Origin of the sequence: Shewanella sp. CG12_big_fil_rev_8_21_14_0_65_47_15 (assembly GCF_002783505.1) — a bacterium.
In the GTDB taxonomy this organism is placed as follows: Bacteria; Pseudomonadota; Gammaproteobacteria; order Enterobacterales; family Shewanellaceae; genus Shewanella.
Genome location: NZ_PFGL01000041.1, coordinates 99,206 through 113,556 on the forward strand (window position 1 = coordinate 99,206; position 14,351 = coordinate 113,556).

A 14,351-nucleotide genomic window follows, 5' to 3' on the forward strand; every position below is an offset into this window, starting at 1 on the left:
AATCTAGGGATCGGTGTCAGAAGTTTGACTCAGGTTCGACTGTATTTATCGATAATAAGATGTAAGCAATTAATATGCCTATACTCAAACGAGTCTTAGGACGTACATAAACAGAGCAACAAGGCAGAGTTATGTCGAGTATTCTTGATTCAGTCAATAAACGAACCCAGCTCGTTGGTCAAAACCGTTTAGAACTTTTGTTATTTAAGTTAAATGGCCGCCAACGGTTCGGAATTAACGTGTTTAAGGTGAAAGAAGTCTTGCAGTGCCCGCCACTGACCGCTTTGCCTAAACTTAACCCCTATGTTAAAGGCGTCGCTCACATCCGTGGAACCACCATTTCAGTGATCGATTTGAGTGCTGCCACCGGGGGTCGTCCACTCGCCAATACGGAAAATTGTTTTATTATTATTTCGGAATATAACCGCAGTGTTCAGGGGTTTTTGGTCAGTTCAGTTGAACGTATCATCAATATGAACTGGGAGGCCATTATGCCGCCGCCCCAAGGTGCGGGTCGTTACTCTTATCTAACGGCTGTGACTGAGATTGAAGGTGAACTTGTTGAAATTCTTGATGTAGAAAAAATATTAGATGAAATTTCTCCAGTCAAAACCGCGATCAGTGAGGAATTGAACGAGCAGTTAACCTTAGATAGAACACAGCACTATCACATTATGGTTATCGATGATTCGGCGGTAGCCCGTAAGCAAATTATCCGTTCGCTCGAATCATTGAATCTACAAATCGATACGGCCAAAGATGGCCGCGAAGCCTTGGATAAGTTAAAAGCCATCGCGAGTGAAATGAATAATGTAGCGGATGAGATCCCGCTGATTATTTCAGATATTGAAATGCCTGAAATGGATGGTTACACCTTAACCGCCGAAATTCGAGACGATCCTAAGCTCAAAAATATCAAAGTGGTGTTACATACCTCTTTAAGTGGGGTGTTCAACCAAGCAATGGTGCAGAAAGTGGGTGCCAATGACTTTATTGCGAAATTTAACCCCGATGAGTTAGCTGCGGCAGTGAACAAACACCTAAGTTTGTAAGTGATTGAGTATGGGTTAGTGTGTAGTTAAGCTTTACGCTATAATCTAGCCCTTATAACATGATGGTTTTGCACTTATTTTGGTGCTTGCTATAGGATCTAGGACGTGAATGTGCCAAATAAATCACTCGCTGAGGCTGAATATAATCAATTTAGGTTGTTCCTAGAACAACACAGCGGCATCGTACTGGGTGAAAATAAGCAATACCTAGTGCGCAGCCGTCTTGCTCCTTTGATGGGAAAATATAATCTTCCCTCTTTGTCTGATGTAGTGAAACATTCGATGAAGCCAACTGAGCGCGCATTGAGGGCCGAGGTGATTGATGCGATGACAACCAACGAAACCCTATGGTTTCGTGACCGTTATCCATTCGAATTACTCAATAATGTGTTGCTACCTGAATACAGCCGTTTAGGTCGTCCGTTAAAAATCTGGTCAGCGGCTTGCTCATCTGGACAAGAACCTTATTCGTTGGCAATGACGATTTTGGAATACCAACAAAAAAAACCAGGAGCACTTGCCGGCGGCGCTGCAATTCAAGCGACCGATTTATCCCCTTCCATGCTCGAGCGTTGTAAGAATGCGGAATATGATAGTCTCGCCTTAGCCCGTGGATTATCAGAGGAGCGCAAGCGTCAGTTTTTTGATCCCTTGCCCTCTGGCAATATGAAACTCAAAGACAATGTTAAGCGTTTAGTTAACTTCAGAGCCCATAACTTACTTGAAAGCTATACCTTACTTGGCAAGTTTGACATTATCTTCTGTCGCAATGTGCTGATCTATTTTGCTCCAGAGGCAAAAGCAAAAATTTTGCGGCAATTTGCTGCCGCTTTAAACCCTAAGGGGATTCTCTTTTTGGGGGCTTCGGAGTCGATTGCTGGATTAACGGATGAATTTGATATGGTCCGCTGTAATCCGGGTATCTATTATCAGAAGAAAACGTAACCTATCAATTTAATTAAAAAATTACCGACATTTGTCGGTAATTTTTTATACCTCTGTTTACCATTATCGCCGTTTATCTTTGTTTTTGCTCTTTTGGCACATGAATTGCTTTATTCCCACGAGTGACACGATGGAGGCAATTTTATGGCGATCAACTTTGACAAGGCACTGGGTGTGCATCAATTCACTTTAGGTATACGTGCAGAACGTGCCGAAGTGATTTCAAGTAATATCGCAAATGCTGATACGCCACATTATAAAGCCCGCGATGTCGATTTTTCTGCAGCAATGCAAGTCGCCCGTAGCCAACAGCAGCAGCGAAATAGCCTAGAAATGACACCGAGCGAGCAGCATTTTGGCCTCGCTGAATTGACTGGGCAATATGTTAAGTTTCGTGTTCCTAATCAACCTGATACCGGTGATGGTAACACTGTCGATATTCAGCAAGAGCAATCGGCATTTATGCAAAATGCCCTCGAGTATCAAATGTCATTGGGTTTTCTAGACAGCAAATTTAGCGGCATGAAAAAGGCGCTGAGAGGGGATTAATCATGAGTTTATTTAGCATTTTTGATGTTGCTGGCTCTGGTATGTCGGCACAATCGGTCCGGCTGAATACCACGGCGAGTAATATCGCTAACGCCGATGCTGTCTCGAGCAGCGTCGATAAAACCTACCGTTCCCGTCATCCCATTTTTGAAGCGGAAATGGCTAAAGCGCAAAGCCAACAACAATCCTCCCAAGGTGTTGCGGTAAAAGGCATTGTTGAGAGTGATAAACCCCTATTAAAAGAGTATTCGCCGGATCACCCCATGGCGGATGCCGATGGCTTTATTTACAAGCCGAATGTGAATGTCATGGAAGAAATGGCAGATATGATATCTGCTTCGCGCTCATATCAAATGAATGTTCAAGTCGCTGAGGCAGCAAAATCCATGCTGCAACAAACACTTGGGATGGGTAAATAATATGTGTTTTTTAGGAGGTAAGCTGTGAGCCTCATTAACCAACTTAATCAAACGTCGGCGCAGACGACTCAAACGAAGAGTCAGTCGAATACTGTGGCGACAAATACGACGACCAGTTCAACGGGTAATCCATTTTTGGATGGCATACGTTTGCCTAAAGAGTCGATTGTTCCAGAAGCGAAGAGTCAGCAATTAAGTCAAGATGATTTCTTCTCGCTACTCAGTCAGCAATTGTCGATGCAGGACCCTTTCAAACCCGTAGACAATGACCAGATGATTGCGCAAATGGCCTCTTTCTCAACTGTGGACGGTATTTCGAAATTAAATGATGAAATTGTCAATTTAAACAGTGTGATGACATCTAGCCAAGCTTTGCAGGCGTCGGGGCTGGTGGGGCGTAAAGTGCTGATCCCAACGGATACTGGCAATATTTCAGCTGAGAGCCCAACCATCAAAGGGGTGATCAGTACTCCAGATAAAATTCCAGTCATCAACGTTCGTGTTGAGGATGAGAAGGGGCAGGTTGTTAGCACCTTTACTGTGGATGGCAGTGAAGGCGGGAACGTGGCTGTGAATTGGGATGGATTAGATAAAAATGGCCAGCCTGTCGCGGCGGGGAATTACTCGATTAAAGCCAGTGGCTTAGTCGACGGAGAATCACAGGACTTAGCTGTGTCCACTTACGCCCATGTGACCAGTGTTTCCCTCGGTACCGCGAGCACAGGTGCGATTTTAAACCTGAGGGGCGGTATGGGGATCAAGTTGTCTGATGTTTTGGCCGTGTCTGAAACTTAATATTGTCAGTATTTGGATTGGGCGTTAGTCGTCCGCAATTGAATTGAGTCAAATGTAGAGGTGAATTATGTCGTTTAACATTGCATTGAGTGGCATTTCGGCCGCACAGAAAGATTTAAACACTACGGCGAACAACATTGCCAATGCGAACACCATTGGCTTTAAGGAGTCACGTGCTGAATTTGCGGATGTTTACGCTAATTCGATTTTTTCTAACTCAAAGACGGCTGTCGGTGGTGGTGTGGCGACGAGCCAAGTCGCTCAGCAGTTCCATCAAGGTAGTTTGCAGCTCACCAGTAACTCCCTCGATATGGCGATCAAAGGGGGCGGCTTTTTCGTTACTGCTTCTGAGCTAGGTACATTAGACCATTCGTTTACCCGTGCGGGGGCGTTTAAGGTTGATAAAAATAATTATATGGTTGATTCAGCTGGTAATTATTTGCAAACCTTCCCAGTGGATAAAGAAGGGAACTCAACCTCTGTCAGCCTAACAACCGCTAGACCGGTACAGATCCCTGATACCGCGGGCAGTCCAGTCAAGAGCGAAAACGTCAGCTTACAGATGAATTTAAATGCGAAAGAAAGTGCACTCGATCCCGCCGCATTTGATCCACTCGATCCCAAAACCTACAACAATGTCACGTCGATGACGATTTATGACTCACTCGGTGAGCCACATATCATGACGACCTACTTTGTTAAGCCTACTAATGGTTCATATAACGGTGAAAGCAACTGGGTTGCCTACTACGCCGTTGATGGTAAACAAGTGGACGTATCGGGACCCGCAGGCTCTTATCAAACAGATACCACGGGTGATGGCAACGCTGACTCAACGAGTTCGGCTCAAACAACCGGTGGTTGGAAAGGCTCTGTCTTAAAGTTCAACTCAGTGGGGGTGTATACAGGTAGCGATCCCGCGACTGTTACGACTGAAACCTTAGGCATTGGTGGCGCAGGTGTTCTGGGAGCCGGTGCCGATGGCACTCAAACCTTAACGATTAAGTTTAATGCACCGACTCAATATGCGGCTCCCTTTGCGGCGACTGAACTGACCCAGGACGGTACTACAGTGGGTCGTTTAACTAACGTTGAGATTGGCGAAGATGGTCTAATCACTGCGAGCTATTCTAACGGGTCTACAGTGCCGTTAGCCCGTGTGGCATTAGTGCGCTTTGCTAACGAGCAAGGTTTGACCCAAGTGGGTAATACCTCGTGGAAGGCGAGTTTAGAATCGGGCCCAGCACTAGCGGGTGAGGCCAATAGTGGTACTTTTGGTAGCATTAGCTCATCGGCATTGGAACAATCGAATATCGACTTAACCACTGAGTTGGTGGATCTTATCTCCGCGCAGCGTAACTTCCAAGCGAACTCTCGAACGCTGGAAGTCAATAACACCCTGCAACAGACAGTACTGCAAATCCGTTAATCTTATCTTGGTTGTACTAAGTGTTGCCGCCAGCGGCAACACTTAGCCTCTTTTGGGCTTACCCTGATTTTTCCTTTCCGTTTATCTAATTTATCAATCGATTAGCTACTTGTTTTGTTGGCATGATGCTTGCTTTGTTATCGTCAGGTAGAAACTTTGACGGAGCAGTCTGTGGACAAATTCCTGTATATATCCATGAGTGGCGCTAAGCAAAATATGAATGAGTTGGCGCTGCGAGCCAACAACTTAGCCAACGCCAATACCGATGGATTTAAAGCGGATATGGCCCAAGCCAGAACGATGCAAGCCTTTGGTGAAGGATTGCCATCCCGAGCGTTCGCCATGGTTGAAACGCCGTCTGCTAATTTTCGTTCAGGCCCGATTAAAACCACAGGACGGGATCTTGACGTTGCCATTAAGGGCGATGGTTGGCTTGCGGTGCAGGCCCAAGACGGCGGTGAGGCCTACACCCGCTCCGGCAGCTTAAGTTTTGATTCAACAGGTTTATTGCATAACGACAGGGGAAATCCTGTGATGGGGGACGCGGGGCCAATTGTGTTGCCGCTGCCGATTGACAAAGTGTCAATTTCCCAAGATGGCATTATTTCCGTGCGTCCCCAAGGGGCAACTGCGGATGTGGTAGAGGAAGTGGGCAGACTAAAACTTGTCAACCCCGGCAATGCACAAATGATGCGTGGCGAGGACGGGTTATTCCGTCTTGTATCGGGTGATGATGCCCCCGCCGATCCGAGTGTGGGGGTTGAGAGTGGTGCGGTGGAGGGGAGTAACGTTAATCCGGTCGATGAAATGGTGTCTTTGATTGACCTACAGCGCCAGTTTGAATTGCAAGTCAAGATGATGAAAACCGCGGAAGAAAACGATCGCGCTTCATCTTCATTAATGCGTATTAGTTAGGAGATAGATTATGCATCCGGCGTTATGGATTAGTAAAACTGGCTTAGACGCACAGCAAACCGACATTGCGGTGATTTCAAACAACGTCGCCAACGCCAGCACTGTGGGCTACAAGAAGAGCCGCGCGGTATTTGAAGATTTGTTATATCAAACCGTTAACCAAGCGGGGGGCATCAGTGCATCTAACACTAAACTCCCCAATGGATTAAATATCGGTGCGGGTACTAAGGTGGTTGCCACTCAAAAAATGTTCACCCAAGGCAATATGCTGACAACGGACAATTCACTCGATCTGATGATTGAAGGCCCCGGCTTTTTTGAAGTGCAATTACCCGATGGCACTACTGCCTATACCCGCAATGGCCAATTTACCTTAGATGATACCGGACAGATAGTGACGCCAGGCTCTGGTTTTGTGCTGCAGCCTGCGATCACCATTCCAGAGGATGCCACCAGTATTACGGTTTCTGCCGAAGGTGAAGTATCGGTAAAAACACCGGGCGCCGCAGAGAATCAGGTGGTAGGCCAGCTCAGTATGTCGGATTTCATTAACCCATCGGGTCTCGATCCTATGGGACAAAACCTCTACACCGAGACGGGGGCAAGCGGCACACCTATCCAAGGTACGGCTTCGCTCGATGGAATGGGGGCTATTCGTCAAGGCGCGTTAGAAACCTCTAACGTCAATGTGACTGAAGAGCTTGTGAATCTAATTGAAAGTCAGCGTATCTACGAAATGAACTCCAAAGTGATTTCAGCGGTAGATCAGATGCTGGCTTATGTGAATCAGAACCTATAGAGGCACATATCATGGCTAGATATTTCATATTGGCCGCGGCTCTCTTGCTTACCGCTTGTAGCTCGACGCAAAAAAAACCGATTGCAGATGATCCTTTTTATGCGCCGATTTATCCAGAAGCCCCGCCGACAAAAATTGCGGCAACGGGGTCTATTTATCAGGATAGTCAGGCCGCGAGCTTATATTCGGACATTCGCGCTCATAAGGTTGGTGACATCATCACTATCGTGTTGAAGGAAGCGACCCAGGCGAAGAAAAGCGCGAATAATGAGATCAAGAAGGGCTCTGATATGACTCTAGATCCTATCTATGCGGGTGGCGGAAATGTGACTATCAGCGGTGTGCCAATCGATTTACGCTACAAAGACAGCATGAACACTAAGCGTGAAGCCGATGCAGATCAAAGCAATAGCCTCGATGGCAGTATTTCCGCCAACGTGATGCAAGTGCTGAACAACGGTAATCTTGTGGTGCGCGGAGAGAAATGGATATCCATTAACAACGGTGATGAGTTTATTCGAGTAACAGGCATTGTTCGCTCCCAAGACATAAAACCCGATAACACTATCGATTCAACGCGTATGGCGAATGCCCGTATTCAATACAGTGGCACAGGTACTTTCGCGGATGCTCAAAAAGTTGGCTGGTTAAGCCAGTTCTTTATGAGTGACTGGTGGCCCTTCTAAGGAGTCGTATCATGAAATATAAACTGATCTTAGCCCTCGCCATGTTGGGGCTCTCCTTCCCGAGCCAAGCTGAACGCATTAAGGATATCGCCAATGTGCAGGGAGTCCGCAGTAATCAGTTGATTGGTTATGGTCTGGTGGTCGGCTTACCGGGCACGGGTGAAAAAACGCGTTATACCGAACAAACCTTTATGACCATGCTGAAAAATTTTGGGATCAACTTACCGGATAATTTCAGACCTAAAATTAAAAACGTTGCCGTGGTTGCCGTGCATGCGGATATGCCAGCGTTTATCAAACCAGGTCAAGATTTAGACGTTACCGTATCTAGCCTAGGTGAAGCTAAAAGCCTACGTGGCGGCACCCTGTTACAAACCTTCCTCAAAGGGGTCGATGGTAATGTGTATGCGATTGCCCAGGGCAGCTTAGTGGTCAGTGGTTTTAGTGCCGACGGCTTAGACGGTTCAAAGGTCATTCAAAATACCCCAACGGTAGGGCGTATTCCTAACGGTGCCATTGTGGAGCGCAGTGTCGCGAGTCCTTTTTCAACTGGCGATTATTTGACGTTTAACCTGCGTCGCTCCGACTTTTCTACCGCGCAGCGCATGGCCGATGCCATTAATGATCTGCTCGGCCCCGATATGGCCCGCCCATTGGATGCAACCTCAGTACAAGTGAGCGCCCCAAGGGATGTGTCACAGCGAGTTTCTTTCCTCGCGACCTTAGAAAATATTGATGTAGAACCAGCAGATGAGTCAGCCAAAGTCATTGTTAACTCCCGGACGGGCACCATAGTGGTGGGGCAGAACGTCAAGTTATTGCCGGCGGCGGTGACCCATGGCGGACTCACCGTCACTATTGCCGAAGCGACTCAGGTTTCTCAGCCAAATGCGTTAGCAAATGGTCAAACAACCGTGACTAGCAACAGTACTATTAATGCCACTGAAAGCGACCGCCGGATGTTTATGTTTAATCCTGGCACGACCTTAGATGAATTAGTGAGAGCGGTAAACTTAGTGGGCGCGGCGCCCTCAGATGTGCTTGCTATCCTCGAAGCGTTAAAAGTGGCAGGTGCTTTGCATGGTGAGCTTATCATCATCTAATTTCTGTCGGGAAAATCATGGAAAAGCTTTCAAGTTCATCACATTTTCTTGATCTGGGCGGGCTCGATTCCCTGCGTGCCCAGGCTCAGAAAGATGAGCAGGGCGCCTTGAAGAAAGTCGCCCAACAATTTGAAGGCATTTTTGTGCAGATGCTGATGAAAAGTATGCGGGATGCCAATGCCGTGTTCGAGTCAGACAGCCCGCTCAACAGTCAATACACTAAGTTCTATGAGCAGATGCGGGACCAGCAGTTATCCGTCGATTTATCGGATAAAGGCGTACTCGGCCTTGCGGATATGATGGTGCAGCAGTTATCGCCAGAATCGAGCCAGTTTACCCCAGCTTCAGTGTTGCGTAATGACGGTGGTTCGAAACTACAGCATGATGATAAATCTCTTAATATTCCCACACAGAGCGTTTCAGCACCGGACGCCCTGGGCGAGAACGTTAAGACCGATGTATTGGCAGGCGTACCCGCATCGATCGCAAGGCCTAGTTTTGCAGCCGACAATGCCGATGGTGTGACATCCTCGTTAGATATAGATAGACCCGAGCGGTTACTGGCCATAGATGCGCCTAAACCTACTTGGTCTGAACAGCCGTTGTCGCCCATTGAACCTGTGATAAGCGGCCAAATCTTGCCGACGGCGGCATTTAGGGAAACTCAAAAAACACTGAAGTTCGGCAGCCGCGAAGAATTTTTGGCGACCCTATATCCCCATGCAGAAAAAGCGGCAAAAGCCCTAGGGACAAAACCTGAAGTCCTATTGGCACAATCGGCATTAGAGACTGGGTGGGGACAAAAGATTGTCCGTGGCAATAATGGGGCTCCTAGTCATAACCTATTCAATATTAAAGCAGATCGCCGCTGGCAAGGGGATAAAGCTAACGTCAGTACCTTGGAGTTTGAGCAGGGCATTGCCGTGAGACAAAAAGCCGATTTTCGGGTTTATACCGATTTTGAGCACAGTTTTAACGATTTTGTCTCCTTCATTGCAGAAGGCGATCGTTATCAAGATGCCAAGAAAGTGGCCGCTTCACCGAGCCAATTTATCCGCGCATTGCAGGATGCTGGCTATGCGACCGATCCTAAATATGCTGAAAAAGTGATTAAAGTGATGCAGTCCATCAGTGAAGAGCTGAAGTCGATACTGCCAGGAGAAGACAAATGATCATTCTTCATAGGATGTTAGTTTTGAGGAGCATCAACTAATGGCTATCGATCTACTGACTATTGCCCGCACTGGCGTGTTGGCCTCCCAATCGCAACTGGGAGTCACCAGTAATAATATCGCCAATGCCAACACTGCGGGTTATCACAGACAAGTGGCCACTCAGACCACCCTGGAATCCCAGCGTCTTGGCAATAGCTTTTACGGTACAGGTACTTATGTATCTGATGTAAAGCGTATTTATAATGATTATGCCGCAAGAGAATTGCGCATAGGCCAAACCACATTAAGTGGCGCAGAAGCGAGCTATGGCAAGCTGAGTGAACTGGACCAACTTTTTTCTCAAATTGGCAAGATTGTGCCACAGAGTTTAAACGATCTGTTTTCCGGTCTAAACAGCCTAGCTGACTTGCCAGCTGACTTAGGCATTCGTAGTTCAACCTTAAATGATGCTAAACAATTGGCGAGCAGTTTGAATCAGATGCAGGCGAATCTGAATGGTCAGCTTAGTCAAACCAATGATCAAATCACGGGTATGACCCAGCGCATCAATGAGATCAGTACCGAGCTTGCCAATTTAAACCTCGAGTTGATGAAGTCGCCAAATCAAGATGCCATGCTGCTCGATAAGCAAGATGCTCTAGTCCAAGAGCTGAGCCAATACGCACAGGTGAATGTGATCCCCCTAGATAATGGCGCCAAAAGCATCATGTTAGGTGGGTCTGTGATGCTGGTTTCCGGTGAAATTGCGATGACGATGGACACTAAAACAGGTGATCCATTCCCCAATGAGTTGCAGTTGATGTCAAGCATCGGCTCGCAAAGCGTGCCTGCCGATCCCAGTAAATTGGGTGGGCAGTTAGGCGCGTTGTTTGAATACCGTGAGCAAACCTTAATTCCTGCTGGCCTTGAGCTTGACCAGCTCGCCTTGGGCGTAGCCGATAGCTTTAATAAATTACAGGCGCAGGGATTCGATCTTAATGGCCAAGTGGGTGTGGATATCTTCAAAGATATCAACGATCCGTTAATGTCATTGGGGCGCGCTGGTGGGTATTCGGATAATACGGGTAACGCCACTTTAGGGGTCAACATCGATGACACTAATTTGTTGACGGGCGGTGCCTACGAATTGTCGTTTACCGCACCAGCGACCTATGAGCTTAGGGATACGCAATCGGGTGCTATCACCCCATTGACCTTAAACGGGTCTAAGTTAGAAGGTGGCGCCGGATTTTCTATCGATATTAAAGCGGGTGCCATGGCATCGGGGGACAGGTTTGTCATCCGGCCAACTGCAGGGGCTGCCAATGGTATTGAAGTGGTGATGACAGATCCTAAGGGCATTGCGGCGGCTGCACCTAAAATCACCGCCGATGCGGCGAACTCGGGTAATACTCAAGTCAAATTAACCCAGATCACTAATCGCAGCGCCGCAAATTTCCCTGTGACTGGCAGTGAATTAACTATTCAACTCGATACCACAGTGGTTCCTCCAACCTATGAGGCATTCGATGCCACAGGTGCATCACTCGGTGCCGCAGCACCTTATACGCCACCGAGTATCAGCGCCTTTGGTTTTACCTTTGAGGTGGAAAGTAGCGGCGCGGCGGCAGGTGACAAATTTACCTTCGATTTATCCTTCGCCGAGGGAGATAACACTAACGCTGTGGCTATGGCTAAGCTGAGTGAAACCAAAGTGATGAATGGCGGTAAGTCGACCTTAGCGGACGTGTTCGAGAATACTAAGCTCGACATTGGCAGCAAGACAAAAGCCGCCGAGGTACGAGTGGGCAGCGCCGAAGCCGTGTATCAACAAGCCTATGCGAGAGTCGAAAGTGAATCGGGGGTTAACTTAGATGAAGAAGCGGCCAATTTAATGCGTTTCCAACAAGCTTATCAAGCCTCTGCGCGGATCATGACGACCGCCCAGGAAATTTTTGACACCCTATTGACCTCAGTGCGTTAGGAGAATTAACCATGAGATTATCATCCGCGCAGATCTTTAATCAAAGCATTACCAGTGTGCTGCAAAAGCAAACAGCAACGAGCAAGATCCTCGATCAATTAAGCACAGGTAAGAAAGTGAATACCGCTGGCGATGATCCTGTGGCGGCATTGGGGATCGATAATCTGAACCAGAAAAATGCGCTCGTCGATCAATTTATGAGGAATATCGACTATGCGACTAATCGCTTAGGTGTGACAGAGAGTAAATTAGGGAGCGCGGAAGATTTAGCTGGCTCGATGCGTGAGCAAGTTATGCGTGCGGTAAACGGCACCCTATCGGATTCCGAGCGGCAAATGATTGCCGATGAGATGAAAGGAAGCCTAGATGAGTTGCTTTCTATCGCCAATAGCAAGGATGAATCGGGAAATTACCTGTTTTCAGGATTTAGTACCGATAAAGAACCCTTCGCCTTCGATAATTCAACACCTCCCAAAATCGTCTATAGCGGTGATTCAGGTACCCGAAACAGCTTAGTTCAAACAGGCGTTGCCCTTGGTACGAACGTTCCCGGTGATATGGCATTTATGAAGGCCCCGAATGGACTTGGTGATTATAGCGTCAATTATTTGGCCAGCCAGCAGGGAGGATTTAGTGTTAAAACCGCAAAAATCGCCGACCAGTTAACATATGTAGCTGATACATATACATTTAACTTTTCAGACAACGGTGCTGGCGGAGTTGATTTACAGGTGCTGGATTCGGCAAATAATCCTGTAGCAAACGTCGCTAATTTTGATGCCAGCACTCCGGTCAGTTTTAATGGGATTGAAGTCAGAATTGATGGCAAACCCAGTGCTGGTGACAGTTTCAGCATGGAGCCTCTGGCTGAAGTGAGCATTTTTGACACGCTCAGTAATGCCATCGCCTTGATCGAGGATCCTAATTCTGCCAACACTCCCCAAGGTCGTGCGCAGTTGGCACAGATATTGAATAATATCGATAGTGGTGTCAATCAGATTAGTTCCGCCAGAAGTGTGGCAGGCAATAATCTGAAAGCCGTCGAAAGTTATGAAGAGACTCACACAGAGGAAAAAGTGGTGAATACATCCGCACTCTCTCTTTTGGAAGATCTCGATTATGCGTCAGCGATTACGGAATTTGAAAAGCAACAGCTTGCATTGAACGCAGTCTCTAGCGTGTTTAGTAAAGTGGGTTCTGTTTCCCTGTTTGATTATATTTAAGCGTGATGTTTAGGGGTAACATCCTGAATACACAGGTGGTTTCAAGATTGGAAATAGCCAAGCTTCGAAGTCTTGGCAAGATACTTAGAAGAGGAAAAAAAGATGGCTATTACAGTTAATACTAACGTGACTTCGATGAAGGCACAGAAAAATTTAAATACATCTGGCAATGCATTAGCAACCTCAATGGAGCGTTTGTCGAGTGGTTTGCGTATTAACAGTGCTAAAGACGATGCGGCAGGTCTAGCGATTTCTAATCGTTTGAACAGCCAAGTACGTGGTCTTGAAGTCGGTATGCGAAATGCTAATGATGGTATTTCCGTTGCTCAAGTTGCCGAAGGGGCAATGCAAGAGCAGACCAATATGTTACAGCGTATGCGAGACCTAGCTGTACAATCAGTTAACGGTGCAAACTCCACCAGTGATAAAGAAGCACTACAAGCTGAAATTGATCAACTGACTTCAGAAATTACGGCAATTTCTAATTCAACGGCATTCGGTGATACTAAATTGCTTAGTGGTGGATTTACTGGCAAAAGCTTTCAAGTAGGCCACCAAGAAGGTGAAAACATTTCTATTTCTATTTCTGGTACAGATGCGACAACTTTAGGTGTTAATGCATTGGTAGTTTCTACTGATGTTTTGGCTTCTACCGCCATAGGCGCCATCGATAGTGCGTTAAAATTGATTGATACTCAACGTGCAACATTAGGTGCTGTTCAAAACCGTTTAGCTCATAACATCAGTAATAGTGCCAATACTCAATCAAACGTTGCCGATGCGAAGAGTCGTATTGTGGATGTTGATTTTGCAAAAGAAACTGCACAGATGACAAAGAATCAAGTTTTGCAACAAACGGGTAGCTCAATGTTGGCGCAAGCAAACCAATTGCCACAAGTTGCATTATCATTATTGGGTTAACTATTAGAATAAAATGATTTTTAAATGCCCGTGTTTAGTTTATCTAATCATGGGCTTTTTGTTTTCTACTGCTCAATAGCCCCGAACTGTGGCTTACTTTACAGAACGAGCAAGGTTTTGATTACTGGTTTTGGGTGTTTTCCATTGATTTTAAAATTGTATCTAAAGTTTTTATTTGCCATGCCGTTACTTAAGCAAGGTAAGTTAGTTCAGTCTCAAATGCAGGCAATTTCTTTATCAAGCTTAATGGAGTATAACCATGGCGATTACAGTAAATACAAACGTGACTTCAATGAAGGCGCAGAAAAATCTAAATGCATCGGGTAATGCTTTGGCAACCTCAATGGAGCGTTTGTCGAGCGGTCTGCGTATCAACA

The 14,351-nt window shown here is 46.5% G+C and carries 14 protein-coding genes and 1 pseudogene; all 15 read left to right on the plus strand.

What is annotated here, in order from left to right; genetic code table 11:
- The first annotated feature begins 131 nt into the window (after positions 1 to 131).
- A complete protein-coding gene (locus tag COW15_RS10650) occupies positions 132 to 1,052 on the plus strand; it encodes a chemotaxis protein CheV (protein WP_253990602.1) in 921 nt (306 codons plus the stop codon).
- A 105-nt stretch (positions 1,053 to 1,157) separates the two neighbouring features.
- Positions 1,158 to 1,997: a protein-glutamate O-methyltransferase CheR gene (locus COW15_RS10655; RefSeq protein ID WP_007646386.1), complete on the plus strand. Its 840-nt coding sequence runs from the start codon at positions 1,158 to 1,160 to the stop codon at positions 1,995 to 1,997.
- 144 nt (positions 1,998 to 2,141) lie between these two features.
- Complete coding sequence (flgB, locus tag COW15_RS10660; RefSeq protein ID WP_007646387.1) at positions 2,142 to 2,546, plus strand: flagellar basal body rod protein FlgB; 405 nt, start codon at positions 2,142 to 2,144, stop codon at positions 2,544 to 2,546.
- A gap of 2 nt (positions 2,547 to 2,548) precedes the next feature.
- Positions 2,549 to 2,965, plus strand: a complete 417-nt coding sequence (gene flgC, locus COW15_RS10665) for a flagellar basal body rod protein FlgC (RefSeq protein WP_253990605.1) — start codon at positions 2,549 to 2,551, stop codon at positions 2,963 to 2,965.
- Between the two features lie 24 nt (positions 2,966 to 2,989).
- Positions 2,990 to 3,760 carry a flagellar hook assembly protein FlgD gene (gene flgD, locus COW15_RS10670; RefSeq protein ID WP_293632555.1) on the plus strand — a complete coding sequence of 257 codons (771 nt, stop codon included), beginning with the start codon at positions 2,990 to 2,992 and terminating at the stop codon, positions 3,758 to 3,760.
- A gap of 67 nt (positions 3,761 to 3,827) precedes the next feature.
- Complete coding sequence (flgE, locus tag COW15_RS10675; RefSeq protein ID WP_293632556.1) at positions 3,828 to 5,189, plus strand: flagellar hook protein FlgE; 1,362 nt, start codon at positions 3,828 to 3,830, stop codon at positions 5,187 to 5,189.
- Between the two features lie 171 nt (positions 5,190 to 5,360).
- Positions 5,361 to 6,104 carry a flagellar basal-body rod protein FlgF gene (flgF, locus tag COW15_RS10680; RefSeq protein WP_293632557.1) on the plus strand — a complete coding sequence of 248 codons (744 nt, stop codon included), beginning with the start codon at positions 5,361 to 5,363 and terminating at the stop codon, positions 6,102 to 6,104.
- Between the two features lie 10 nt (positions 6,105 to 6,114).
- On the plus strand, positions 6,115 to 6,903 hold the full coding sequence (gene flgG, locus COW15_RS10685; RefSeq protein ID WP_198780534.1) for a flagellar basal-body rod protein FlgG: 789 nt from the start codon (positions 6,115 to 6,117) through the stop codon (positions 6,901 to 6,903).
- Positions 6,904 to 6,914: 11 nt separating this feature from the next.
- Entirely contained in the window at positions 6,915 to 7,589 is a 675-nt protein-coding gene (gene flgH, locus COW15_RS10690; RefSeq protein WP_293632558.1) for a flagellar basal body L-ring protein FlgH, read from the plus strand.
- An 11-nt stretch (positions 7,590 to 7,600) separates the two neighbouring features.
- Entirely contained in the window at positions 7,601 to 8,692 is a 1,092-nt protein-coding gene (locus COW15_RS10695; RefSeq protein ID WP_293632559.1) for a flagellar basal body P-ring protein FlgI, read from the plus strand.
- Between the two features lie 17 nt (positions 8,693 to 8,709).
- Complete coding sequence (flgJ, locus tag COW15_RS10700; protein WP_293632560.1) at positions 8,710 to 9,864, plus strand: flagellar assembly peptidoglycan hydrolase FlgJ; 1,155 nt, start codon at positions 8,710 to 8,712, stop codon at positions 9,862 to 9,864.
- 40 nt (positions 9,865 to 9,904) lie between these two features.
- Positions 9,905 to 11,830 (plus strand): flagellar hook-associated protein FlgK, encoded by a 1,926-nt coding sequence (gene flgK / locus COW15_RS10705; protein WP_293632561.1) that lies wholly within the window; start codon positions 9,905 to 9,907, stop codon positions 11,828 to 11,830.
- Positions 11,831 to 11,841: 11 nt separating this feature from the next.
- Positions 11,842 to 13,053 (plus strand): flagellar hook-associated protein FlgL, encoded by a 1,212-nt coding sequence (gene flgL, locus COW15_RS10710; RefSeq protein WP_293632562.1) that lies wholly within the window; start codon positions 11,842 to 11,844, stop codon positions 13,051 to 13,053.
- Positions 13,054 to 13,155: 102 nt separating this feature from the next.
- Entirely contained in the window at positions 13,156 to 13,974 is an 819-nt protein-coding gene (locus COW15_RS10715) for a flagellin (RefSeq protein ID WP_293632563.1), read from the plus strand.
- Between the two features lie 259 nt (positions 13,975 to 14,233).
- A pseudogene (locus COW15_RS10720) lies at positions 14,234 to 14,351 on the plus strand (flagellin FliC); the annotation flags it as partial.

What these genes read in the sequence shown, in the direction of transcription:
- COW15_RS10650 (WP_253990602.1), top strand. Translation starts at nt 132, where the DNA reads ATGTCGAGTATTCTTGATTCAGTCAATAAACGAACCCAGCTCGTTGGT.
- flgB (WP_007646387.1), top strand. Translation starts at nt 2,142, where the DNA reads ATGGCGATCAACTTTGACAAGGCACTGGGTGTGCATCAATTCACTTTA.
- flgC (WP_253990605.1), top strand. Translation starts at nt 2,549, where the DNA reads ATGAGTTTATTTAGCATTTTTGATGTTGCTGGCTCTGGTATGTCGGCA.
- flgE (WP_293632556.1), top strand. Translation starts at nt 3,828, where the DNA reads ATGTCGTTTAACATTGCATTGAGTGGCATTTCGGCCGCACAGAAAGAT.
- flgG (WP_198780534.1), top strand. Translation starts at nt 6,115, where the DNA reads ATGCATCCGGCGTTATGGATTAGTAAAACTGGCTTAGACGCACAGCAA.
- flgH (WP_293632558.1), top strand. Translation starts at nt 6,915, where the DNA reads ATGGCTAGATATTTCATATTGGCCGCGGCTCTCTTGCTTACCGCTTGT.
- COW15_RS10695 (WP_293632559.1), top strand. Translation starts at nt 7,601, where the DNA reads ATGAAATATAAACTGATCTTAGCCCTCGCCATGTTGGGGCTCTCCTTC.
- flgJ (WP_293632560.1), top strand. Translation starts at nt 8,710, where the DNA reads ATGGAAAAGCTTTCAAGTTCATCACATTTTCTTGATCTGGGCGGGCTC.
- flgK (WP_293632561.1), top strand. Translation starts at nt 9,905, where the DNA reads ATGGCTATCGATCTACTGACTATTGCCCGCACTGGCGTGTTGGCCTCC.
- flgL (WP_293632562.1), top strand. Translation starts at nt 11,842, where the DNA reads ATGAGATTATCATCCGCGCAGATCTTTAATCAAAGCATTACCAGTGTG.
- COW15_RS10715 (WP_293632563.1), top strand. Translation starts at nt 13,156, where the DNA reads ATGGCTATTACAGTTAATACTAACGTGACTTCGATGAAGGCACAGAAA.